A 24067-nucleotide genomic window follows, 5' to 3' on the forward strand; every position below is an offset into this window, starting at 1 on the left:
GCCGGTCACATCCGGTCAGGAGTCAGGACCGACGCCGGGTGCGCCGACCGGTCGGCGGCCTGGTCAGGGGCCCGGTCGGCCCGGTCTTCGGGGCCGGCTTCGGATCCGCCGGCCCTGGCGGCTGGCCGCCGAGGCGTCCGCCCTGCTCATCGCGGCGGTCGTCGCATTCCCCCTCTACTGGATGGTCCTTTCGGCGTTCAAACCCGCGGGTGAGATCGAGTCGACCCGGCCCCGGCCGTGGACGCTCGACCCGTCGCTCGATTCTTTCCGGCGCGTCTTCCAACAGCAGGAATTCGGCCGCTACTTCCTCAACAGCCTGGTCGTCGCGGTGTCCGTGGTCCTGGTGTCGGCGCTCATCGCATTCCTCGCGGCGACCGCCGTGACCCGCTTCCGGTTCCGATTCCGTACGACCCTGCTGATCATGTTCCTGATCGCGCAGATGGTGCCCGTGGAAGCGCTTGCCATCCCGCTGTTCTTCCAGATGCGGGACCTCGGCCTGCTCAACACGCTGGGCGCCCTGATCCTGCCGCACATCGCCTTCTCGCTGCCCTTCGCGATCTGGATGCTGCGGGGATTCGTGAAGGCCGTCCCCGAAGCGCTGGAGGAGGCCGCCGCGCTGGACGGTGCGAGCCGGAGCCGATTCCTCTGGCAGATCCTCTTTCCGCTGGTCTTCCCGGGGCTCGTGGCGACGAGCGTCTTCTCGTTCATCTCGGCCTGGAACGACTTCCTCTTCGCCAAGTCCTTCATCATCAGCGACACCTCCCAATCCACCTTGCCGATGGCGCTGCTCGTGTTCTTCAAGCCCGATGAGAACGACTGGGGCGGGATCATGGCGGCATCCACGGTGATGACCATTCCGGTACTGGTCTTCTTCGTACTCGTACAGCGACGCCTGGTGTCCGGACTCGGCGGCGCGGTGAAGGACTGACGTGACTGATCTGATTCCCGCACCTCGACAGTTCTCCGACCACGACGACAGGTTCTTCGAACTGGGGGTGGAGACACGGCTCGTGGCCGACGACGAGGGCGCGCGCGGCGTGGAGCGGTGGCTGCGCGGCGCGCTCGGCGCCGCCACCGGCCTCCCCCTGACGGCGCCCGGCCCCGCAGACGCATCTGCTGCGCCCGGTGCGCCCGTTCCCGACGACACGTCCGGTGCCGAAGGCGCGAACACGATCCGGTTCTCCGTCGACCCGGCCCTCGGCGCCGAACTCGGCGACGAGGGCTACCGGATCGAGGTGACCCCCGACACCGCCCGGCTGACCGGCGGCGGCCCCGCCGGACTGTTCTGGGCCGCCCAGACCCTGCGTCAGCTCCTCGGCCCGGACGCCTACCGCCGGGCGCCCCTCCCGGGCCGCACCTGGCGTCTGCCGGTGACGCGTGTCGAGGACGCGCCCCGCTTCGCCTGGCGCGGCCTCATGCTCGACGTCTCACGGCACTTCACGCCCAAGGACGGCGTCCTGCGCCATCTCGACCTCCTCGCCGCGCACAAACTGAACGTCTTCCATTTCCATCTGACGGACGACCAGGGCTGGCGCATCGAGATCAAGCGCTATCCCAGGCTGACCGAGATCGGCTCCTGGCGGGCCCGCACGAAATACGGTCACCGCGCCTCACCCCTGTGGGAGGACAAGCCCTACGGCGGCCACTACACCCAGGACGACATCCGCGAGATCGTCGCCTACGCCGCCGAGCGGCATATCAGCGTCATCCCCGAAATCGACATCCCCGGCCACTCGCAGGCCGCCATCTCCGCATACCCGGAACTCGGCAACACCGACGTCATCGACACGACCTCCCTCTCCGTCTGGGACACCTGGGGCGTCAATCCGAACGTACTTGCCCCCACTGACAACACCCTGCGGTTCTACGAGGGCGTACTTGAGGAAGTCCTCGATCTGTTCCCGGCAGGGGCGGGCCGTTTCTCGGAGTTCGTGCACATCGGCGGCGACGAGTGCCCCAAGGACCAGTGGAAGCAGTCGCCCACGGCACAGGCCCGTATCAAGGAACTCGGCCTGCGCGACGAGGACGAGTTGCAGTCGTGGTTCATCCGGCACTTCGACACCTGGCTCACCGCGCGCGGGCGTCGCCTCATCGGCTGGGACGAGATCCTGGAAGGCGGCCTCGCGCCCGGCGCCGCCGTCTCCTCCTGGCGCGGCTACCAGGGCGGCATCACGGCGGCCCGCGCGGGCCACGACGTCGTCATGTGCCCGGAGCAGCAGGTCTATCTGGACCACCGTCAGGACCCGGGCGCGGACGAGCCGGTGCCCATCGGCTGGGTGCGCAGCCTGGAGGACGTCTACCGGTTCGAACCGGTTCCCCCGCAGCTCACCCCCGAGGAGGCCCGTCATGTCCTGGGCACCCAGGCCAATGTGTGGACCGAGGTGATGGAGACCCCCGCACGCGTGGACTACCAGGTGTACCCGCGCCTGGCGGCCTTCGCCGAGGTCGCCTGGAGCCCGCTGCCCGCGCCCGCCGACCGTGACTTCGCGGACTTCGACCGGCGGATGGCCACGCACTACCGGCGACTTGACGCCCTCGGCGTCGACTACCGGCCGCCCACCGGCCCGTTGCCCCGGCAGCGGCGCCCCGGAGTGCTGGGACGACCCATCGACGGCGCCCCTCCGGCCGTCTGACAGGCGCCCGCGGGAACTCTCCTGAAAAGTCACACCAGGGTCTCCGAAAGAGTGGCAATGCGCCCGCACCGGGGAGGTCGGTCCAAATCGGGCCATCTCCCTGGTCGGGGGAGGAATGCCTCCTAGCGGACCCCTGCGTCGGGGCCTGGGGAAGATGTGCCAGAGTTGCCACGTCCGGCCTGTGAGCACGTACCGTACGGCAACACAGGCCGACCAGGTGGGACCGCGGGAAGGGGCAGCCGGTTTGACCACGCACGCACCGCAGGCGGCGCAGACGGCACCGTCGGTGAAGCTGCCTGCCACGCTGGACGAGGCAGTCGCGGCACTCGCAGCGACGCCCGCCGCCGTGCCCGTCGCGGGCGGCACCGACCTCATGACCTCGGTCAACTCCGGCCAGCTGCGGCCCGCCGCGCTCGTCGGACTCGGCCGCATCAGCGAGATCCGCGGCTGGCAGTACCAGGACGGGCACGCGCTGCTCGGCGCGGGCCTCACCCACGCGCGCATGGGACGCCCCGACTTCGCGGCCCTCATCCCCGCGCTCGCCGCCGCCGCACGCGCCGCTGGGCCGCCCCAGATCCGTAACGCGGGCACCCTCGGCGGCAACATCGCAACGGCAGCGCCGACCGGGGACGCGCTGCCCGTACTGGCCGCGCTCGAAGCCACCGTCATCGTCGCGGGCGCGGGCGGCGCCCGCCGCGAGATCCCCGTCTCGCACCTCCTCGCAGGCATGGAACTGCTGCGCGGCGGCGAACTCATCGGGTATGTGCGGGTTCCGCTGCTGCACGCCCCGCAGGTCTTCCTCAAGGCGACCGGACGCACCGGTCCCGGACGCGCCACCGCATCGGTCGCGCTCGTCCTGGACCCCGCGCGGCGCGGCATCCGGTGCGCGGTGGGCGCGGTCGCGCCGATGCCGCTGCGCCCGTTGGACGCCGAACAGTGGATCGCGTCGCTCATCGACTGGGACGGGAGCCGTACGGTGGTTCCCGAGGCCCTGGACGCCTTCGGCGAGTACGTCGCCGCGGCCTGCATCCCCGACGCACCGCCCGCCGAGGACGGCTCGCCGCAGTCGCTGCCGCCCGCTGTCCTGCATCTGCGGCGTACCGTCGCCGTGCTGGCCCGACGAGCACTGGGGAGGGCGCTGTCATGACCGGCGAGCAGAACAACACGGGCGGTTGGCAGCCGCTGCCGCAGGGCGAGTACGACTCCGACGCGACCGCCTTTGTGAAGCTTCCCGAAGGCGGCATCGACGCCCTCGCGAACAGCCCGCTGGCCGCGCCGGGCCACGGCTATGTCCCCCCGCAGATAACGGTCACCCCGGCCGCCGCCGAGGCCACCGACCCGGCGGCCACCGGAACCTGGGTCCTGCCGGGCGCGGTGACCGGCGCGGTACGGACGCCGACGTGGCCGGACCCCGAGGCGCTGCCCGACGTGCCGCGGGACGGGACGCTGGGCGGGGCGCAGGGCGGCGGGTACGACACCGGCGCGTACGACCCGAGGTCGACCGGGCAGTGGTCCTTCTCGGACCCGGCCGAGGCGCAGCGGCCCCCCGCCGATGTGACCGGTCAGTGGTCGATCCCCGTCGCGGACGGCGACCTTCCGGAGGAATCGGGCGAGTTCTCGACCTCGTCGCTCGCCTCGCGCTGGGGCGGCACCCCGCCGGCGACCCTGCCGGGCGGCGCGGCGGCCCCCTGGGCGACGGACGCCGGGGCGGGCGATCCGTGGGCGCCGGAGGCACCGGGGACGGCGGAGGCACTGGGCACGGCGGGGCCGCAGGCTCAGGCTCCGGGTGCACCGGGCATGCCGCACGCACCCCACGTACCGCACGCGCCGGGCGCTCAGGGTGTGCCGGGGGCGCACGGCGCTCAGGGTGCGCCGGTGACCGACCCGCGAACCGTGCCCCCGCGCGCGGAGGAACCCCCGTCACCCGATCCGTACCCGTACTTCGAGGAGCGCGCCGTCCCGGCGGAACGGGCCGCGCCCCGCGAGCACCAGCGGCACCCGGGACACGACGTGCACGCGGTGGACGACGACCACGCGGTGCGTGAGGACCGTTCCGCCCACTTCGCGCGCGAGGAGCACGCGGTCCGTGAAGACGGAGTAGGCCACGGGGACCGCACCGAACACGCGGTTCCGGCGGCGCCCTCCGCGCGCGTGCCCACCATCGACGGCATCTCCGATGGCATCCCCGACGGCATTGCGGACCCGCACGCCCCGGCCGACCGGGACGAGACCCCGGCGGACCACGCCCCCGTCGCCGAGCCCACCGAGGCCGACCCGGAGGACGAGCCCGCCGCCGACCGCCCGGCCGACCACCCCGAGGCCGAGGGCGCCGACACCGCGCGCGATGCGGTCGCCGTACCGGAAGCGGAGACGGCACCCGACGAGAACGACGACACGCCGCCCGTCCACCACGACGAACACCCCCTCGTCTCCTACGTCCTGAGGGTCAACGGCACCGACCGGCCCGTCACGGACGCCTGGATCGGCGAGTCGCTGCTCTATGTGCTGCGGGAGCGCCTCGGACTCGCGGGCGCCAAGGACGGCTGCTCACAGGGCGAGTGCGGGGCCTGCAACGTCCAGGTCGACGGCCGGCTCGTCGCCTCCTGCCTGGTGCCGTCCGCCACCACCGCGGGCAGCGAGGTCCGTACCGTCGAAGGGCTCGCGGCCGATGGACAGCCGTCCGACGTACAGCGGGCGCTCGCCAAGTGCGGTGCCGTCCAGTGCGGATTCTGCGTCCCGGGCATGGCGATGACCGTCCACGACCTCCTGGAGGGCAACCCGGCACCCTCCGACCTGGAGACCCGCCAGGCGCTCTGCGGCAACCTCTGCCGCTGCTCCGGCTACCGGGGCGTCCTGGACGCCGTACGCGAGGTCGTCGCCGAGCGCGCGTCATCCGCGACGGACACCGAGCACGACGACGGTGGCGGCGACACCACCGGCGAGTTCCGTATCCCGCACCAGGCGGGCCCCGGCGCGGGCGGCGTCCAACCCACGGCACATGAGACGTACCGCGCGTACGGCCAGGACGGAGGCCCGGCGTGAGCAAGGAAGCCACAGCGTCCACCGCGTCCACGGTGACCTCCGCGAGGCCCGCGCCCGCCCCCGATCCGCTGCCGCACGGCCTGGGTTCGTCGCTCCCCTCGGCGCACGCCCAGGCCATGACGGAGGGCACTTTCCCGTACGCGTCGGACCTGTGGGCCGAGGGCCTGCTGTGGGCCGCGATCCTGCGCTCCCCGCACCCGCACGCGCGCATCGTGTCCGTCGACACCACCCACGCGCGCGGGATGCCCGGCGTACGGGCCGTCGTCACCCAGGAGGACGTGCCCGGCGCCACCGAGCACGGGCGTGGCACCACCGACCGTCCCGTGTTCGCGTCGGAGGTCGTGCGCCACCACGGCGAGCCGATCGCCGCCGTCGCCGCCGACCACCCCGACACCGCGCGGATGGCCGCCGCCGCGATCATCGTCGAGTACGAGGTCCTCGACCCGGTCATCGACCCGGAGAAGGCGTTCGAGGCCGAACCCCTGCACCCCGACGGCAACCTGATCCGCCACATCCCGCTGCGCCACGGCGACCCGGAAGCGGCCGGCGAGATCGTCGTCGAGGGCCTGTACCGCATCGGCCGCCAGGACCCGGCGCCCATCGGCGCGGAGGCCGGACTCGCCGTGCCACGCCCGGACGGCGGCGTCGAGCTGTACATCGCGTCCACCGACCCGCATGCCGACCGGGACATGGCCGCCGCCTGCTACGGCCTCGACCAGGACCGCGTCAAGGTCGTCGTCACCGGCGTACCGGGCGCGACCGCCGACCGCGAGGACCCCGGTTTCCAACTGCCCCTCGGCCTGCTCGCGCTGCGCACCGGCTGCCCGGTGAAACTCACCGCCACGCGCGAGGAGTCCTTCCTCGGCCACGCCCACCGCCACCCCACCCTGCTGCGCTACCGCCACCACGCGGACGCCGAGGGGCGCCTGGTGAAGGTCGAGGCCCAGGTCCTGCTCGACGCGGGCGCGTACGCGGACACCTCGTCCGACGCGCTCGCCGCCGCGGTGTCCTTCGCGTGCGGCCCGTACGTCGTCCCGAACGCCTTCATCGAGGGCTGGGCGGTCCGTACCAACAACCCGCCCTCCGGTCATGTACGCGGCGAGGGCGCCCTCCAGGTGTGCGCCGCCTATGAGGCGCAGATGGACAAGCTCGCCAAGAAACTCGGCGTCGACCCGGCCGAGGTACGGCTGCGCAACGCGCTCGCGACCGGCGACATCCTGCCCACCGGGCAGACCGTCACCTGCCCCGCGCCGGTCGCCGAACTCCTCACCGCGGTCCGGGACTTCCCGCTGCCCGCGCTGCCCAAGGACACCCCCGAGGACGAGTGGCTGCTGCCCGGCGGCCCCGAGGGCGCGGGCGAACCCGGTGCCGTACGGCGCGGTGTCGGCTACGGCCTGGGCATGGTGCACATGCTCGGCGCCGAGGGCACCGACGAGGTCGCCACGGCCACCGTGAAGGTCCATGACGGGGTCGCCACGGTCATCTGCGCGGCCGTCGAGACCGGGCAGGGGTTCACCACCCTCGCGCGCCAGATCGTGCAGGAGACGCTCGGCCTGGACGAGGTGCACGTCGCGTCCGTGGACACCGACCAGCCGCCCGCGGGGCCCGGCTGCCGGGGACGGCACACCTGGGTGTCCGGCGGCGCCGTCGAACGCGCCGCGAAAATGGTCCGTACGCAGCTCCTCCAGCCGCTGGCACACAAGTTCGGCATGTCGACGGAACTGCTCCAGATCGCCGACGGCAAGATCACCTCGTACGACGGTGTGCTGTCGACGACCGTCACCGAGGCGATGGACGGCAAGGAGCTGTGGGCCACCGCGCAGTGCCGCCCGCACCCGACCGAGCCACTGGACGAGGCGGGCCAGGGCGACGCCTTTGTGGGCCTCGCCTTCTGCGCCATCCGCGCGGTGGTGGACGTCGACATCGAACTCGGCTCGGTACGGGTCGTGGAACTCGCCGTCGCGCAGGACGTGGGCCGGATCCTCAACCCCGCCCAGCTCACCGCCCGGATCGAGGCCGGCGTCACCCAAGGCGTCGGCGCCGCGCTCACCGAGAACCTGCGCACCCCGCGCGGTCTGGTCCGCCACCCCGACCTCACGGGGTACGCGCTGCCGACCGCCCTGGACACCCCCGACATCCGTATCGTCAAGCTGGTCGAGGAGCGGGACGTGGTCGCGCCGTTCGGCGCCAAGGCGGCCAGTGCGGTGCCCGTCGTGACCTCTCCGGCGGCGATCGCGTCGGCGGTCCGCGCGGCGACCGGCCGCCCGGTGACCCGCCTACCGATCCGCCCCCAGGCAGCGGCGGTCACGACACCGACGTCGTGACCCGGGGGCAGGCGAATCCCGGGGTGGTGCTCATCACGGGCATCATGGCCGCCGGCAAGTCGACGGTGGCCCAGGCCCTCGCGGAACGCCTCCCGCGCGCGGCACACGTCCGGGGCGACGTGTTCCGCCGGATGATCGTCTCGGGTCGTCATGAGTACGCGCCCGGAACCGAGGACCCGGAGGCCAGGGCCCAACTGTCCCTTCGCCACGGCCTGTCGGCGGCGACGGCCGACACGTACGCGCGCGCGGGGTTCACGGCGATCGTCCAGGACGTGGTGCTGGGCGAGGACTTGGGGAGGTATCCCGGACTGGTGCGGACGCGCCCACTGCATGTGGTCGTCCTGGCACCGGACGCGGAGACGGTCGCGGTACGGGAGTCCGGCCGGGCCAAGACGGGGTACGGGGCCTGGACGGTGGCCGAACTGGACCGGGCACTGCGGGAGGGAACTCCGCGGATCGGGCTGTGGTTGGACAGTTCGGGGCTGGACGTGGACGGGACGGTCGACGCGGTGCTGGGGAGATGGGCGGAAGCACGGGTCGCGTGAGGGCCCGGGTTCCGAGGGTTCCGGTGCGTGTCGGGGCGATTGTCAGTGGCGACCCGTAGGCTGCTGGGCAGGTGGGGAAGCCGGGGATTCGTGGGCGCGGGGGAAGCATGAGTACGACGAAGACGATCACCTTGACCGGGGACGAACTGGCGGAACAGGTCCCGCACGGCGGCACGCGGCGCTGGCTCGCGGGCCCCGGACTCCCGTCGGACAGCGCGCTGTTCGGCTTCGACGCGCTGCGGACGGGCGGGCCGAGGAGCGCGGCGGACCAGGTGGGGGACCCCGACCGACTCCCGGCCGATGTACGGGACCTCCTGGTGATCGGTGAGGTGCTCGCCGGGGGCGAGGACGCGGGGGAGTGGCTCCTGCTCGACGGCGGCACGGGCGAGGTCTCCTCGGTGCCGGTCCTGCACGACCGCCCCGACCTGATGGACCGCACCCCGCTCGCGCCGTCCCTGAGGGCCCTGGTGGAGTGCGCGGAGGCCACCGGTCAACTGCTCGGCACCCGGGGCCAGTTCGCGGCGTACCAGGGGCGGTACGGCACGGAGACGGTGGCCGAGGCGGCCCGGCAGTTGCAGTCGGTCTTCCAGCACGCGATGGAGGGCGCGGCCGAAGTCCCGCTGTACTGGCGGATCACGGCCCTGATCCGCCCGCTGTCCCGGATCGCGGGACCCGGGACGGACCTGGCGCTGGACTTCCCGGTGCGGCTGCTCGACGAGGAGTTCGGGCCCGGCGGGGTGATGCGGTTCGAGGACGTGGACTTCCCAGCGACGCTCACACACGAGCCGACGCGCCGCTTCCTGCGGGACGTGGGGCTGCCCGAGGACGGCGGCATGTTCCAACTCGACACGGATGTGCCGCTGCCGACCCTGACGGAACACCACGAGCAGGAGGACCCGGACGGCCCGCTACCGCCCCGCGCGGACCACCTCATACGCCTCGGCTACCTCATCGAGGACACGGACCTGGTGATCGACGGCACGACGGGCGAGGTACACGCCTGGTCGATCCCCGCGGCGACCTTGAGCCCCCTCAACACCGACATCTCCACCCTGGCCTTCACCCTCTGGCTCCTGCACCGCGAAAGGGAGTTGGACGACGACCAGAACAACGAACTGACCGGGGAGGCATACGAACACCTGGCGTCGACCATGACAGAGGTCCTACGAACGGTCGACCCAAAAGCAGCCCCCCACCCTTCCCAACCCCCCTCGGACGAGGACTGGCGCTACTGGCCGGAGGTCTTCCGGGACGAGGCGGGAGGGGTGCTGTAGCCGTGCTGTAACCGGAAGTGACGCGGCGGGACGGGGGCCGGCGAGAGATCCCAGCCTGAGTGTCACCACCGCCGCGTGGGGCCAGTCCGGCCTTCTCGTCACTCTGACACGGATAGTGCCCAATCCGGCACAGCGGCCCGCGTCGGTCTGAGATCCTGGAGGCCGATCGAGAGGGGCCGCAGGTATGGAGTGGAAGACCCACGGTGAGCGACAGATCTACACCAACAAGTGGGTGAATCTGTGTCTGGTCGACGTTCAGCAGCCTGATGGGCGCAGGTGGGAGTACCACGTCGTTCGCCTGCGGCATCTGGCCGTTGCGGCCGTGGTCAATGATCGTCAAGAGGTCCTGATGATGTGGCGGCACCGCTTCATCACGGACTCGTGGGCCTGGGAGTTGCCCATGGGTCTGGTTGAGGACGGTGAGTCCCCGGAGGAGGCTGCGGCCCGCAAAGTTCTGGAGGAGACGGGCTGGCGCCCCGGCCCCGTCAAGCCCCTGATCTACGCCGAGCCGGCCAACGGGATCACCGATTCGCAGCACCATGTCTTCCGCGCGGACGACGCGACCTACGTCGGACCGCCCACGGAGAAGAACGAGTCCGACCGCGTCGAGTGGATCCCCCTCAGCGAGGTGCGCGGCATGATCGACCGGCGCGAGATCGTCAGTAGCGGATCCCTTGTCGGTGTCCTCTACCTGCTCATGGATGAAGCGATCCGCTGACCGGTGGGACGAGTTCCCGTAGCCGCGCCTCGAAGGCCAGGGCTACGGGTTCTTGCCTGTGCGAACATCTCATCGACCTCGCCCTTGCCCGGGGCGGGCACGTTCCCGAGGGGTACGACTTCCCCTTCTGCGGCTGCCTCGTCCACTACGAGGCACCGGAAACCGCCACTCGCACGGCTGAGGGCGGTGCCCTCAAGAGCGGGTCCGGCTGTAACCCCGGCTTCTTGTCGCCGAAGTGAAGAGGGGTACCCCTCGTTGGAGGCCGTGGCGGGAATTGAACCCGCGTAACTCGCTTTGCAGGCGAGCCCCTGAACCACTCGGGCACACGGCCGTGGCAAGTTCGGTTCGGGTTGTGTTGCCTTGGCCCGTTCCTGGCCTGCTGATCTCGACCGTAGGCGCCCGGGTCCGCCCCCTCAAGCCCCCCGCCCCCGCCGCAACGCGACTGCCACACCGCGTTCATGAAACGGGGCGTGCGAGACTCGCACGCATGGGTTCTGAGACGGTCACCGCGGCGGATGCCGGTACGTGGAAGTTCGGCGATCTCGCCGTCAATCGGCTCGGGTTCGGGGCCATGCGGCTCACCGGGACCGCCGCCTTCGGTCTGGGGGTGCCCCGGGAGCGGGAGCCGTCGATCACCGTGCTGCGTCGCGCCGTCGAGCTGGGCGTCAATCACATCGATACCGCATCTTTCTACTTCTCCTCGCTGCGGTCGGCCAACGAACTGATCAACCGGGCGCTCGACCCGTACCCCGATGACCTCGTTATCGTCACCAAGGTCGGCCCGGGACGGGACCCCTCCGGCGTGTGGCAGTGGGCCACGCCCGATCAGTTGCGCGGGCAGGTCGAGGAGAATCTGCGCCAGCTAGGCCGTGACCACCTCGACGTGGTGAACCTGCGCGCCAAGCGCCCCGGCACCCCGATCGCGGAGCTGTTCGGCGCGCTGGCCGAGCTGCGGGACGCCGGGCTCGTCCGGCACCTCGGCGTCTCCAACGTTGACCACGAGCAGCTCGCCGCCGCACGGGCCATCGCGCCGGTGGTCTGCGTACAGAACCAGTACGGCGTCGACGCAGGCCGCGCCGAGAGCGACGACCTGCTCCGGTTCTGCGGTGAGCAGGGCATCGCCTTCGTGCCGTTCTACGCGCTGGCCGGTGAGGGCCGCGAGACCGGTCCCCGGGGTGACGAGGCCGACCCCGTGCGGGACATCGCCCGCGCGCACGGCGCCTCGGTCGCCCAGGTCCGTATCGCGTGGACGCTCCAACAGGGGCCCCACGTCCTGGCCATCCCCGGCACCGGGAACCCGGACCACCTCGCCGAGAACGTCGCCGCCGCCGGCCTACGCCTCTCGCCCGATGAGATGGCCCGCCTCGACGCCGTCGCCGCGTAGGAGTCGTACGACCTGCGGACCAGGCGGTGCCCATCTCCGGACAGGGGCCAAGCTCCCGTTCGCCCCTTACGCTGGCCTGCATGACCGTCCCCGAACCGCGCGACACCGATGTCGCCGCCCACGCCGAGCCGACCACACCCGACCCCGTACCCACGGATACGGAGACCGGCGTACTGGGCCGGACCTACCGCGCACTGAGCATCGGCATCGTCTCCGTCGTCCTGCTCATCGCCTTCGAGGCGACGGCGGTGGGAACGGCCATGCCGGTGGCGGCGCGGGAGCTGGACGGGATCTCGCTGTACGCGTTCGCGTTCTCGGGGTACTTCACCACCAGCCTGTTCGGCATGGTGCTGTCCGGGCAGTGGGCCGACCGGAGGGGACCGCTCGGCCCACTGACCGCCGGAATCAGCGCCTTCGGCCTGGGGCTGCTGCTGTCGGGGACGGCCGGCGCGATGTGGCTGTTCATCCTCGGCCGCGCGGTCCAGGGTCTCGGCGGTGGCCTGGTGATCGTGGCGCTGTACGTGATCGTCGGCCGGGCGTATCCGGAGCGGTTGCGTCCGGCGATCATGGCGGCGTTCGCGGCGAGCTGGGTGATCCCCTCCGTGGTGGGGCCGCTCGCGTCCGGCGCCGTCACCGAACACCTCGGCTGGCGCTGGGTGTTCACGGGCATACCGGTCCTGGTCGTGCTGCCGCTGGCCCTCGCGCTGCCGCAGATTCGCCGCCGGGCGTCGGGTCCGGCGGCCCAGGACGACACGCAGGGCGACACGCAAGGCAAGACGCAGGGCGACCCGGCCGACGGCACCCAGAAGGCCGCCGCACACTCGCCCCGGCGCCGACTCCGTCTCGCACTCGGCATTTCACTCGGCGCCGGCCTGTTGCAGTACGCGGCCCAGGACCTCCGCTGGCTCTCGCTGCTCCCCGGCATCGCGGGCGCCGCACTGCTCGTACCGGCCGTACTCGGGCTGCTGCCGCGCGGTACGTACCGGGCCGTGCGCGGCCTGCCCTCCGTCGTACTGCTGCGCGGCATCGCGGCGGGCTCGTTCATCGCGGCGGAATCCTTCGTACCGCTGATGCTGGTCACCCAGCGGGGGCTGTCGCCGACGCTGGCCGGGCTGTCCCTCGCGGGGGGCGGCGCGACCTGGGCGCTGGGCAGCTTCATGCAGTCGCGGATACGGGACGAGGTGCGCCGGCAGCGCTGGATGGTCGTCGGGATGGTGCTGGTCGCGGCGGCAATCGCGACGGCGCCGACCGTGCTGGTGGAGTCGGTACCGGTATGGATGGTCGCCGTCGCGTGGGGCTACGGCTGCTTCGGGATGGGTCTGGTGATCTCCTCCACCAGCGTGCTGCTGCTCCAGCTCTCGCCGGCGGCCGAGGCGGGCACCAACTCGGCGGCCCTCCAGATCTCGGACGGCCTGTCCAACGTCCTGCTGCTCGCGGCGGGCGGCGCGGCGTTCGCGGCGCTCGGCGGCGGCGCGGTCGGCGCCCACGGCACGATGACCTCCGGCGGCTCCCATCCCGCGGCCTTCGCGTCGGTGTTCCTGCCGATGGCGGCGGTGGCACTGGTCGGGGCGTGGGTGGCGGGACGCCTGCGCGAGAGGCATTGACCCGGGTACGTCGGAGCGGTCCCGGGTACGTCGGACCGGTACGGAGTGTCCGTTTCAGGGACACCCACGCGTAAGTGGTCTGGCGCCCTACCCTGACGGGGACGAGTTGTGCGGAGAGAGGCAAGGCCATGCCATCTGATGCCACCCCGGCGGACACCCATGACCAGATCGCCTTCGGACAGCGGCTCAAGATCCTCCGCAATCGGCGGGGGCTGACGCGCGATCAACTCGGCGGACTGGTCGGTGGATACTCGGCGGAGTGGGTGAAGGGTCTGGAGACCGGCCGCCGCCGCGTTCCCCGTCTGCCGATCATCCTGCGTATCGCCGAGGCCCTACGCGTCCGCGACTTGGCCGACCTCACGGGCGACCAGACGGCACCTGTTGGACTGTTCGTCGGCCCCGGGCACCCCCGTCTCGCCGCTGTGAAGGCGGCAGTCGACGCGTTCCCCGTCACCACCGGGCGCGAGGCGCCCCCGACCGCCCATCTCGCCGCCCGCCTCGCTCACGCCTGGGCCGCGCGGCACTCCGCCCCCCACCACCGTGAGGTGATCGGCGCACTGCTCCCCGGCCTGATCCGTGACGCGCAACTCGCTGTCCGCCAGGCCGACCGCGCCGCCGACCGCAGAGCGGCGCAGGCCGCGCTCGCCGAGGTGTACTCCCTGTCGCAGTTCTTCATCGCGTACCAGCCCGACGCCTCCCTGCTGTGGCGGGTCGCCGAGCGCGGGCTGGTCGCGGCGCAGGAGTCCGAGGACCCGCACGCGATCGGCGTCGCCGCCTGGCTGACCGCGCAGGCACATCGCGACTCGGGACCGCAGCACTTCGACGCCGCCGACGCCGTGAACCTGGAGACACTCGCCTTCCTCGAACCGCTCCTGCCCGACGCGTCGGACGACGTACTCGCCATCACGGGCGCCCTCACCTTCGAGGCGGGCTACACCGCCGCGCGGCGTGGTGAGACGGGCACGGCATGGCGGTACTGGGACCAGGCCCGCGTCATGGCCGACCGTCTCCCCGCCGACTACTACCACCCGGTCACCAGCTTCTCGCGAGCCGTCATGGGCGCACACGCGGTCACCGTGGCCGTGGAGTTGCATCAGGGCGGCGAGTCGGTACGGCAGGCCGCGGCGGCGGACGCGATCACGATCCCGTCCCGCCCGCGCCGGGCCAGGCACAGGATCGAAGAGGCCCGCGGCTACCAACTCGACGGGCAGCCGGACGTCGCACTCGCGACACTGGCCCAAGCGCACGAGGCCGCCCCGGAGACCATCAAGTACAACGGCTACGCGAAACGGATCATCCTGGAGGAAACCGAGGCGCGAAGCCCCGCACGACGACGCCGCGCATCGAACCTGGCAGTGAAACTGGGCCTGCTCGCCGCGTAGCGAAGGGGTGCACTCCGCACCCCTTTCCGTCCTCGCCCACTCCTACGGTCGCCGTATGACGCCGATCAATGAGGCCGTGGACGAAGACGTGGAGACGCAGAGCGATCCGCACGAGACACCGACGGAGCCGTCCCCCGACGACGCCCCGCCCCTGCTGACTGACCAGCTCACCGCGTGGGTACGGCATCAGCCCCAGTGCGAACAGGTGGCCGTGGCCGCTCTCATTGAGGAGGACGAGTTACTGGCGCGGGAGTGGGTGCGCCGGCTTCTGGTTGCCGAGCACGATGACGGCGGGATCTCGTGTGACTGGCTGGCGTTCGAGGCGCGGTACACCCGGGCCCCGGGTTTGACCCCGGCGGACAAAGCCTTCCTCCGCCTGATCGTCGCAGTCCGTTTCCCCCGTAACGTCTCGCGGTGGAACCTCGAACAGCTGGATGAACGGCGCCTGTGCATCGTGCTCCGAGCCATGGCGAAACTGGCCGGGTCCGACACCGTCGCCGTGGGGACGCGGGTATGACCGGGCCCCAGCTCATGTACGTCACTGAGGACGGCCGCGTCGAGTTCTTTCCGGAGGCTGCCATCGCCTACGCAGCTCTGATCGAGCACACGGTCACCTGCGCGCAGTGCAATGCCGACCAGTCGAAGTGCGTGCCCGGTACGGCTCTGCGCCGCGCGCTGAGGGCGGCCCGCCGGTGAGCGCCGCCGAGGACCACGATCTGGCCGATGTCCAGTTCTTCGAGATCCCGGGCATGCGTCAGCTCACCACCGAACAGAACGCCGGTGCCGCCTGCGTCTGGTGCGCCGATCCCCTCGCACCCGGCACGGGCGTCAACCTCCGGGCCGGTATCGGCTGGGCACCGTACTCCTGCCTCGCCTGCTACCCGATCCGGACCGCAGTCGTCAGCACGTACAGGGACCTCTACCGCCACTGGACCTCCTGCCCGCCCTGCGGAGACGCCGCCCTCGTCGGGGACCGGCTGTGCGCCGAGGCCACGTTCGGACAGGCCGCACTCCTGCGGGCCCGCACGGCGGCCGGCAAGGGCCGACCCGTCTGCGTCTCCTGCCACGAACCCATCACCGAACAGGAACTGAACGACGGCACCTTCGCCCCCCTCGTCTGGATGGGATACAGCTCGCCCCACCGAGGCTTCGTCCACACCGGGGCGTGCATGTGGACCCACTAAGGCCCTGAAGCTGCGGGCCGTGCACCAGGCGCTGGTCCGCGAGGCGGTACGGGAGCAGACCGTCAAATGGGCGGAGCTGCTGGACCGGCTCAAGTGACCTCGTTCCGGCCGGGGTGTGAGCTGTGTCGCACCCCGCGCAGGGACCGGTGTTGACGCGTCGGCCGTTCCGGTCGCGCCGGTAGGGTGGCCCGGTTGTCGTACGACCCCGACCCGTCAACACCGGAGACCGTGACTACCACCGCCCACTCCTCCTCGCACCATCTCTCACCCGCCTTCCCCGGCCGTGCCCCCTGGGGTACCGCCAACAAGCTGCGTGCCTGGCAGCAGGGGGCGATGGAGACGTATCTCCAGGAGCAGCCGCGTGACTTCCTCGCCGTGGCGACGCCGGGCGCCGGAAAGACCACCTTCGCGCTGACCCTCGCGTCCTGGCTGCTGCACCACCATGTCGTGCAGCAGGTGACGGTGGTCGCGCCGACCGAGCATCTGAAGAAGCAGTGGGCCGAGGCGGCGGCCCGGATAGGGATCAAGCTGGACCCGGAGTACAGCGCGGGCCCGCTCAGCCGCGACTACGACGGCATCGCCATCACGTACGCCGGTGTCGGTGTCCGTCCGATGCTGCACCGCAACCGCGTCGAGCAGCGCAAGACCCTGGTCATCCTGGACGAGATCCACCACGCCGGTGACTCCAAGTCGTGGGGCGAGGCGTGTCTTGAGGCGTTCGAACCGGCGACCCGGCGGCTCGCGCTGACCGGTACGCCCTTCCGGTCCGACACCAACCCGATCCCCTTCGTCGCGTACGAGGAGGGCAACGACGGCATCCGGCGCTCGTCGGCCGACTACACCTACGGCTACGGCAGCGCCCTCGGCGACGGTGTCGTGCGGCCCGTCATCTTCCTCTCCTACAGCGGCAACATGCGCTGGCGCACCAAGGCGGGCGACGAGATCGCGGCGCGGCTCGGTGAGCCCATGACCAAGGACGCCATCTCGCAGGCGTGGCGCACCGCCCTCGATCCGCGCGGCGACTGGATGCCGAATGTGCTGCGCGCCGCCGACCAGCGCCTCAGTGAGGTCCGCAAGAGCATTCCCGACGCCGGTGGACTCGTCATCGCGTCGGACCAGGACTCGGCCCGCTCGTACGCCAAACTCCTCCGCGAGATCACCGGCACCAAGGCGACCGTCGTGCTGTCGGACGACACCGGCGCGTCGGGCCGTATCGACGAGTTCAGCGCCAACGACGACCGCTGGATGGTCGCCGTCCGCATGGTCTCCGAGGGCGTCGACGTGCCCCGGCTCGCCGTGGGCGTGTACGCGACGACCATCTCCACGCCCCTGTTCTTCGCGCAGGCCGTCGGCCGTTTCGTACGGTCACGGCGGCGCGGCGAGACCGCGTCCGTGTTCCTGCCGACCATCCCCGACCTGCTCGGCTTCGCGGGCGAGATGGAGGTCGAGCGCGACCACGTGCTCGACAAGCCGAAGAAGGACGGCGAGGAAGAGGACCCGTACGCCGAGTCCGAGAAGGAGATGGAGGAGGCGAACCGGGAGGAGGACGAGGACACCGGTGAGCAGGACATGCTGCCCTTCGAGGCGCTGGAGTCCGACGCCGTCTTCGACCGGGTCCTTTACGACGGTGCCGAGTTCGGCATGCAGGCGCACCCCGGCAGCGAGGAGGAGCAGGACTACCTCGGCATCCCCGGGCTCCTCGAACCCGACCAGGTGCAGCTCCTCCTCCAGAAGCGGCAGGCCCGGCAGATCGCGCACAGCCGCAAGAAGCCGGACGACGAGGCCGACCTCCTCGAACTCCCCGCCGAGCGGCGACCGGTGGTCACGCACAAGGAACTGCTCGAACTGCGCAAGCAGCTCAACGGACTCGTCGGCGCCTATGCCCACCAGAGCGGCAAGCCCCACGGCGTGATCCACACCGAACTGCGCCGGGTGTGCGGGGGTCCCCCGAGCGCGGAGGCCACCGCCGGCCAGCTCCGCCAGCGCGTCGACAAGGTGAGGGAGTGGGCCACCCGTATGAGGTGACCCCCCGCCCGACAACCCGTATGGGGTGCCCCCCGTCCGACAGTCCCCACCTCGCCCCCGGCCCCCCGCACCTCGCCCCGGCGCCCCATGTGTGACCTCTGTGATCATGCGTGTCCGTTTGGTGTGGGGGCGTGGGCGTTACCGGGGCAAGGTGGGCGTCAGATGTGAGTGTCTGACCGGATTCTGGACGGAGTCTTCCGCTGAGCGAACCGGAGTCGCTACATTCCCCGCAACGCACACGCACCGTGGCAGCGCCGCCGCGCAGTGCAGCCGGTACCGGGGGGCTCAGCGCCAGTGCCCCAGGTCGCTTACCTACCGGCGGCTTCTGACGCGCGTCGCCGACGGGACCGGTGACGTGATCCTCCGCAGAGGCCGTCGACCTCATCCACGAAGGAGTGGGCGTCGTGACCGCGGAGACTTCTCAGACGCTCGACCGAGGACTGCGGGTCCTCAAGCTGCTCGCCGACACCGATCACGGCCTGACCGTCACCGAACTGTCCACCAAGCTCGGTGTGAACCGCACCGTCGTCTACCGGCTGCTCGCCACGCTGGAGCAGCACGCCCTCGTCCGCCGCGACCTCGGCGGCCGGGCCAGGGTCGGACTCGGTGTGCTGCGCCTGGGCCGCCAGGTGCATCCGCTGGTACGGGAGGCCGCGCTCCCCGCGCTGCGCTCCCTCGCCGAGGACATAGGCGCCACCGCGCATCTGACTCTGGTCGACGGCACGGAGGCCCTCGCCGTCGCCGTGGTCGAACCGACCTGGACGGACTACCACGTCGCGTACCGCACGGGATTCCGGCACCCGCTGGACCGGGGAGCGGCCGGTCGGGCCATCCTCGCGGCCCGGCAGAGCGGTCTCGCCAAGGGGTCAGCCAAGGGGTCGGCCAAGGGTGCCGACCCCGCGTACATCCTCACCCACGGCGAACTGGAGGCGGGCGCGAGCGGAGCGGCGGCGGCCCTGCTCGGCGTCACCGGGGTCGAGGGCAGCGTCGGGGTGGTGATGCTCTCGGACTCCGTACCGGAACGGGTGGGGCCGCGGGTCGTGGACGCCGCCCGCGAGGTGGCCGACGCGCTGCGGTAGCACCGGTGTCCCGGGCACCCCGTATGTTAGGGGACGTGCTTCGCCTCACTCGTCCCCAGAAGGTCGCCCTCTGCGCCCTGCCCGTCGTCGCGCTGATCGCCACCGCGGCGGCGGCCCCGCTCCCCTTCTCCGTGGCACAGCCCGGGATGACGGCGAACGTGCTCGGTGACAACAAGGGCACCCCGGTCATCACCATCCAGGGCGCCCCGCTCCGCGACACCCGGGGCCAGCTCCGGATGACGACGATCGAGGCGACGGCACCCGACACGACGGTCCGCCTCGGCCAGATCCTGGACGACTGGTTCCGTACGGACCGCGCGGTGATGCCCCACGACGCCGTCTACCCGGCGGGCGAGAACACCAAGGAGATCCAGCAGTACAACGCGCAGGAGATGAAGAAGTCCCAGAACACCGCGACCGCCGCGGCCCTGTCCTTCGTCGGCGACGACCCGTCGAAGGTGAAGGTCACCCTGGAACTCGCCCAGGTCGGCGGCCCCAGCGCCGGGCTCCTCTTCTCACTCGGCATCGTCGACAAGCTCGACGGCGACGGCAGCGGCGGCGATCTGACCGGCGGCCGTACGATCGCGGGCACCGGCACCATCGACTCCGCCGGAAATGTCGGCGCGGTGGGCGGGGTCGCCCTCAAGACGCAGGCCGCGCACCGGGACGGCGCGACCGTGTTCCTGGTGCCGAAGGCGGAGTGCTCGGACGCCAAGGGCGACCTCCCGAAAGGGCTGCGGCTGATCCCGGTCACGGACCTCCAGGGCGCGGTCAACTCGCTGCGCGCCCTGGAGAAGGGCGGCTCGGTCCCGAGCTGCTGAACCACGACGGCACCGGCGACGCCTCATACGCCGGGGCTCAGCCCTCCCCGGGCCGCCCGGGGCGCGGTGGCCAGGCGCAGGCCCACCTCGACCAGGGTCCAGCCCAGTCGTGTACGCAGCCGGGGGCGGCGGCGCTCCTGGATGTACGCGGCGGCCTCGGCCGTCAGCTCGGTGGCCCGCAGCTCGTGCAGACGCAGATGTATGTCGGAGTGCATGGCGGATCGGTCCTCTTGGTAGGCCCTGCGGATGGTCGCGTGCCAGTCCCGCGGACGGTCTAGTCGCGGGAGCGTGGGAAGGCGTGCAGAAGGATGCGCGTCTGCGCGGCCTCATCGGCACCGGCGCCGGACTCGTCGGCGAACTCCCGGTAGCTGTTGATGAGTTCATGGACCCGGTCATTGAGTTCACGGGCCCGCTCCGGGGTCAGCCGCAGCGTGAAGTCGCTGAGGTCGGACGAGCGCTGCCACTCCTCGGACCAACTGTCGCGGGTGCCGAGCCAGTTCGATGTCTCATGGGCGTGCATGCTGGCCACCTCGTGCAGGAACAGGTTGGCGGCGCCCCGCACATGGGGATCGTCGTGGCGCAACAGCCCCTCGCCGAACGTCGTCCCGGTATGTGTCGCGCGCCACCAGCGCTCGCGGCCCTTGCCGTGCTCGGGGTCGTCCTCGACGAAGCCGTGCGCGGCCAGTTGTCGCAGGTGGTAGCTGGTCGCGCCGCTCGACTCGCCCAGGCGGGCGGCGAGTTGGGACGCGGTCGCCGGGCCGTCGTGCCGCAGTGTGCTGAGCATGGCCATACGGAGGGGGTGCGCGAGTCCGCGCAGGGTCCGCGCGTCGAGGGCGCGGACGGATGCGGGTACGGAGGGTTCTTCGGGTCTGTCTGCTGCTTCCGGCATGGGTCCAAAGATAGCCTTGCAAAGAGTTCGATGCAAAGGGATTGATGCAAAGGTTTCTTTGTGACGGCTACCTTTTCTTGACGAACCCCTCCTGGAGCAGCCAGTCCAGTGCCACCTGGTGTGCGTCCTGCCCCTCCACGTCCACCTTGGCGTTGAGAGTCCGGGCCACCGTGTTGTCGAGCTTCTTGGTGATCGGCTCCAGGACCTCGCGGATCCCGGGGTGCTTCTCCAGCGCCTTGGTGTTGATCTCGGGGGCGACGTTGTAGTTGGGGAAGAAGTGCTGGTCGTCCTCCATCACCGTCAGGTCCATCGCCTTGATGCGGCCGTCGGTGGTGAAGACCTCGCCGTAGGTACAGGCGCCCTTGGCGGTCTGCGTGTACGGCGGCCAGGACCGCCGGGAGGATCGTCAGCTTCTGCCAGGTGATCCGGGCCGGCTCCCGGTCCCGTACGGCGGCCGGCGGCGGCTCCTGCTCGGCCTCGCCCGCGTCCCGGAACGACAGACCCTTGACCTCGTGCGAACCCTCGGGCCGACCGGGCCCGCCCCGGTCTCCGCTCGCACCCCCACGTTCACTCACACCGCCACTTTCACTCCCGCTCACGCCTCCGCCCCCGCCGGGCCGCCGCCCTCCTGCTCCCTATGGGTCTGGTGGGCGCGCGTCACCTCCAGTTCGTGCTGGTGCTCCCGGGCCTCCAGGCGGTCCGCCTCCAGGAGTTCCTGGACGGAGTTCATCAGCGTCTCCATGTCCACGACGCCCGTGTACTCGCCCCGGCGCCCGGTGACCGCGACCCGGCCCGCGTTGTCCGTGAGCACCGCCTCCAGGGCGTCCCGCAGCGTCGCGTCCCGGGTCACCGTGTCGTGCACCAGCGTGCCCGCGCGGGCGAGGGAGCCCTTGGCCCGCATCAGGTCGCCCAGGCGCAGCCACTTGTAGGGGCGGCGGCGCTTGTCGAGGAGCAGGATCTCGTTGGTCCCGCTGGACCGCAGCAGGTTGAAGATGTTCTGGAGCGGATCGTCGACGGTCACCGTCGGATAGTCGGTGATCTCCACATCCCGTACGCGCGTCAGGTTGAGCCGTTTCAGGGCGGCGCCCGCACTCACGAAACCGGAGACGAAGTCGTCCGCCGGGTTGGTGAGGATCGCCTCCGGGGTGTCGAACTGGGTGATCCGGGACCGCTCCCGCAGCACCACGATCCGGTCGCCCAGCTTGATGGCCTCGTCGAAGTCATGGGTGACGAAGACGATGGTCTTGTGCAACTCGTGCTGGAGCCGGATCAGTTCGTCCTGGAGATGGTCGCGGGTGATCGGGTCGACCGCGCCGAACGGCTCGTCCATCAGCAGGACCGGCGGATCGGCGGCCAGCGCGCGGGCGACCCCGACCCGCTGCTGCTGCCCGCCCGACAACTGCCGGGGATAGCGGCCCTGGAACTCGCCGGGGTCCAGGCCCACCAGGTCGAGCATCTCCTCGACCCGCGAGGCGACCCGCGCCTTCGACCAGCCGACCATCTTCGGTACGAGACCGATGTTCTGAGCGACCGTCATGTGCGGGAACAGGCCGGACGACTGGATCGCGTACCCGACCTTGCGGCGCAGTTTCACCGGGTCGATGTCCGTGACGTCCTCGCCCGCGATCCGGATCCGGCCGCTGGTCGGCTCGATCAGCCGGTTGATCATCTTCAGCAGGGTCGTCTTGCCGCCGCCGGACGGGCCGACGAAGATGACCGTCTCGCCCGCCTTGATCTCCATGGAGACGTTGTCGACGGCAGGGTAGGAACTGCCGGGGAAGCGCTTGGTCAGATTCTCCAGCTCGATGGTGGCGCCGGTGGTGGCGTTCACGGCGGGCGCGGCCCCCTCGCCGCCGGTGTCCTCCGCGCTCACGGTCGTCTCAGACACGGATCCCCCTCGGAATGGTCAGCCGCCCGATGAGTACGTACGCGGCATCGAACAGCAGCGCGAGGACGATGATCCCGAGCGTGCCGGCGAGTACCTGGTTGAGCGCGTTCCTGCTGCCGAGCGACGAGATACCGCGGAAGATCTCGTTGCCGAGGCCCGGCCCCGACGCGTACGCGGCGATGGCGGCGATGCCCATCAGCATCTGCGTCGACACCCGGATACCGGTGAGGATCGGCGGCCACGCCAGCGGCAGTTCCACCCGCAGCAGCCGGGCGGCGCGGGACATCCCGATGCCCTTCGCGGCGTCCACGAGCGTCGCGTCCACGCCCCGCAGGCCCACGATGGCGTTCCGCACGATCGGCAGCAGCCCGTAGAGGGTCAGCGCGATCACGGTCGGCGCGACGCCCAGGCCGACGAGGGGGATCAGCAGGCCGATCATGGCGAGCGACGGAACGGTCAGCAGCGCGGACGTGGTGGTCGTGGCCATGTTCCCGGCCCAGGTACTGCGGTACGTGACGACGCCGACGACCACGCCGACGAGGGTCGCCACGACCATGCACTGGAACACGGCGGAGGCGTGCTGGTACGCGTCCGTGAGCAACTGCTCGTGACTGCTGCTCAGGTAGCTCCAGAAGTTCACCCGCGTCCCCCTCCTGGTCAGCCGTCGTGGCCCGCGCGCCGCGCCGGTCGCCGTCCGGGGCCCCCGTCAGGTGTCCTCGGACGCCTGTTCCACCAGCGGGATGAACCGCAGCGGTACGGGGTTCTCCATGACGATCGCCGTGGAGGCCCGGACGATGCCATCAAAACCCACGACCCGGTCGATCACCCGCTGGAGATCGGCGTTGGAACGGGCCACCAGGCGGCACAGCATGTCCCCGGTGCCGGTCGTGGTGTGCAGCTCCAGGACCTCGGGCACGGTGTCCAAGTACGCCCGTACGTCCGAACCTTGGCCCTGCCGGATCTGGAGCGTCGCGAACGCCGTGACCGGGTAGCCGAGGGCCGCCGGGTCCACCTGGGGGCCGAAGCCGCGGATGACTCCGTTCGACTGAAGCCGGTCCAGGCGGGCCTGTACGGTGCCGCGCGCCACGCCGAGCCTGCGGGACGCCTCCAGGACGCCGATACGGGGCTCTCGGGCCAGCAGCACGATGAGCCTGCCGTCCAGCTGATCGATCGCCATGGCCGCCTCCCGGGATGGTCATCCTGTACAGATCGCCCGCACATATTGACGTTGTGCTGAACATCTTGCCCACCCAATTCGCAAACTGTTGCGCACCT

At 71.1% G+C, this 24067-nt stretch carries 22 protein-coding genes, 1 tRNA gene and 2 pseudogenes; 18 read left to right on the forward strand and 7 right to left on the reverse strand.

Features of this window, described 5'->3' with window-relative positions:
* Positions 1–103: 103 nt before the first annotated feature.
* The 9 genes and pseudogenes from ACFVT5_RS03955 to ACFVT5_RS03995 form a co-directional block, all read left to right on the forward strand.
* Positions 104–928 (forward strand): carbohydrate ABC transporter permease, encoded by an 825-nt coding sequence (locus tag ACFVT5_RS03955; RefSeq protein WP_389882052.1) that lies wholly within the window; start codon positions 104–106, stop codon positions 926–928.
* Between the two features lies 1 nt (position 929).
* Entirely contained in the window at positions 930–2633 is a 1704-nt protein-coding gene (locus ACFVT5_RS03960; RefSeq protein ID WP_389881162.1) for a beta-N-acetylhexosaminidase, read from the forward strand.
* A 244-nt stretch (positions 2634–2877) separates the two neighbouring features.
* Positions 2878–3780 carry an FAD binding domain-containing protein gene (locus tag ACFVT5_RS03965; protein WP_389881164.1) on the forward strand — a complete coding sequence of 301 codons (903 nt, stop codon included), beginning with the start codon at positions 2878–2880 and terminating at the stop codon, positions 3778–3780.
* Entirely contained in the window at positions 3777–5675 is a 1899-nt protein-coding gene (locus ACFVT5_RS03970) for a 2Fe-2S iron-sulfur cluster-binding protein (RefSeq protein WP_389881165.1), read from the forward strand. Before ACFVT5_RS03965 ends, ACFVT5_RS03970 begins: the two co-directional genes overlap by 4 nt.
* Complete coding sequence (locus tag ACFVT5_RS03975; protein ID WP_389881166.1) at positions 5672–7999, forward strand: xanthine dehydrogenase family protein molybdopterin-binding subunit; 2328 nt, start codon at positions 5672–5674, stop codon at positions 7997–7999. The genes ACFVT5_RS03970 and ACFVT5_RS03975 overlap by 4 nt, the downstream gene beginning before the upstream one ends.
* Positions 8000–8043: 44 nt before the next feature.
* Positions 8044–8544, forward strand: a complete 501-nt coding sequence (locus ACFVT5_RS03980; protein ID WP_389882054.1) for an AAA family ATPase — start codon at positions 8044–8046, stop codon at positions 8542–8544.
* Positions 8545–8651: 107 nt separating this feature from the next.
* Positions 8652–9818 (forward strand): SUKH-4 family immunity protein, encoded by a 1167-nt coding sequence (locus tag ACFVT5_RS03985; protein WP_389881167.1) that lies wholly within the window; start codon positions 8652–8654, stop codon positions 9816–9818.
* A 184-nt stretch (positions 9819–10002) separates the two neighbouring features.
* Entirely contained in the window at positions 10003–10536 is a 534-nt protein-coding gene (locus ACFVT5_RS03990; protein ID WP_389881168.1) for an NUDIX hydrolase, read from the forward strand.
* Between the two features lie 65 nt (positions 10537–10601).
* Positions 10602–10724 (forward strand): annotated as a pseudogene (locus tag ACFVT5_RS03995) (protein kinase); the annotation flags it as partial.
* A 68-nt stretch (positions 10725–10792) separates the two neighbouring features.
* Here ACFVT5_RS03995 and ACFVT5_RS04000 read toward each other — a convergent pair.
* Positions 10793–10867 (reverse strand) — tRNA-Cys (locus ACFVT5_RS04000).
* 156 nt (positions 10868–11023) lie between these two features.
* Between ACFVT5_RS04000 and ACFVT5_RS04005 the strand changes: the two genes are divergently transcribed.
* The 9 genes from ACFVT5_RS04005 to ACFVT5_RS04045 all read left to right on the forward strand — a co-directional run bounded on the left by ACFVT5_RS04005 (position 11024) and on the right by ACFVT5_RS04045 (position 20015).
* Positions 11024–11920, forward strand: a complete 897-nt coding sequence (locus ACFVT5_RS04005) for an aldo/keto reductase (protein WP_389881169.1) — start codon at positions 11024–11026, stop codon at positions 11918–11920.
* Between the two features lie 80 nt (positions 11921–12000).
* On the forward strand, positions 12001–13524 hold the full coding sequence (locus ACFVT5_RS04010; protein WP_389881170.1) for an MFS transporter: 1524 nt from the start codon (positions 12001–12003) through the stop codon (positions 13522–13524).
* Positions 13525–13652: 128 nt separating this feature from the next.
* The gene (locus ACFVT5_RS04015; RefSeq protein WP_389881171.1) at positions 13653–14906 is read left to right on the forward strand and encodes a helix-turn-helix domain-containing protein; all 1254 of its coding nucleotides are present in this window, start codon (positions 13653–13655) and stop codon (positions 14904–14906) included.
* 55 nt (positions 14907–14961) lie between these two features.
* Positions 14962–15423, forward strand: coding sequence for a hypothetical protein (locus tag ACFVT5_RS04020; protein WP_389881172.1), 462 nt, complete (start codon positions 14962–14964; stop codon positions 15421–15423).
* The gene (locus tag ACFVT5_RS04025) at positions 15420–15602 is read left to right on the forward strand and encodes a hypothetical protein (RefSeq protein WP_389881174.1); all 183 of its coding nucleotides are present in this window, start codon (positions 15420–15422) and stop codon (positions 15600–15602) included. Before ACFVT5_RS04020 ends, ACFVT5_RS04025 begins: the two co-directional genes overlap by 4 nt.
* Positions 15599–16090 (forward strand): hypothetical protein, encoded by a 492-nt coding sequence (locus ACFVT5_RS04030; RefSeq protein ID WP_389881175.1) that lies wholly within the window; start codon positions 15599–15601, stop codon positions 16088–16090. The genes ACFVT5_RS04025 and ACFVT5_RS04030 overlap by 4 nt, the downstream gene beginning before the upstream one ends.
* A 228-nt stretch (positions 16091–16318) precedes the next feature.
* A complete protein-coding gene (locus ACFVT5_RS04035; protein ID WP_389881177.1) occupies positions 16319–18115 on the forward strand; it encodes a DEAD/DEAH box helicase in 1797 nt (598 codons plus the stop codon).
* A gap of 404 nt (positions 18116–18519) precedes the next feature.
* Positions 18520–19194, forward strand: a complete 675-nt coding sequence (locus ACFVT5_RS04040; protein WP_389881178.1) for an IclR family transcriptional regulator — start codon at positions 18520–18522, stop codon at positions 19192–19194.
* 23 nt (positions 19195–19217) lie between these two features.
* Positions 19218–20015, forward strand: coding sequence for a S16 family serine protease (locus tag ACFVT5_RS04045; protein ID WP_389881180.1), 798 nt, complete (start codon positions 19218–19220; stop codon positions 20013–20015).
* Between the two features lie 23 nt (positions 20016–20038).
* On the opposite strand, the gene ACFVT5_RS04050 is transcribed toward ACFVT5_RS04045, so the two are convergent.
* The 6 genes and pseudogenes from ACFVT5_RS04050 to ACFVT5_RS04075 all read right to left on the reverse strand — a co-directional run bounded on the left by ACFVT5_RS04050 (position 20039) and on the right by ACFVT5_RS04075 (position 23969).
* Entirely contained in the window at positions 20039–20230 is a 192-nt protein-coding gene (locus tag ACFVT5_RS04050; protein ID WP_389881181.1) for a hypothetical protein, read from the reverse strand.
* 59 nt (positions 20231–20289) lie between these two features.
* Positions 20290–20904, reverse strand: coding sequence for an ArsR/SmtB family transcription factor (locus tag ACFVT5_RS04055; protein WP_389881183.1), 615 nt, complete (start codon positions 20902–20904; stop codon positions 20290–20292).
* 67 nt (positions 20905–20971) lie between these two features.
* Positions 20972–21283, reverse strand: a pseudogene (locus tag ACFVT5_RS04060) (glycine betaine ABC transporter substrate-binding protein); the annotation flags it as partial.
* 216 nt (positions 21284–21499) lie between these two features.
* Entirely contained in the window at positions 21500–22792 is a 1293-nt protein-coding gene (locus ACFVT5_RS04065) for a betaine/proline/choline family ABC transporter ATP-binding protein (protein ID WP_389881185.1), read from the reverse strand.
* The gene (locus ACFVT5_RS04070) at positions 22785–23432 is read right to left on the reverse strand and encodes an ABC transporter permease (protein ID WP_389881187.1); all 648 of its coding nucleotides are present in this window, start codon (positions 23430–23432) and stop codon (positions 22785–22787) included. Before ACFVT5_RS04070 ends, ACFVT5_RS04065 begins: the two co-directional genes overlap by 8 nt.
* Before the next feature lie 66 nt (positions 23433–23498).
* Positions 23499–23969 (reverse strand): Lrp/AsnC family transcriptional regulator, encoded by a 471-nt coding sequence (locus ACFVT5_RS04075; protein WP_389881189.1) that lies wholly within the window; start codon positions 23967–23969, stop codon positions 23499–23501.
* Positions 23970–24067 lie beyond the last annotated feature (98 nt).

The organism is Streptomyces sp. NPDC058001 (assembly GCF_042886315.1).
Lineage (GTDB): Bacteria > Actinomycetota > Actinomycetes > Streptomycetales > Streptomycetaceae > Streptomyces.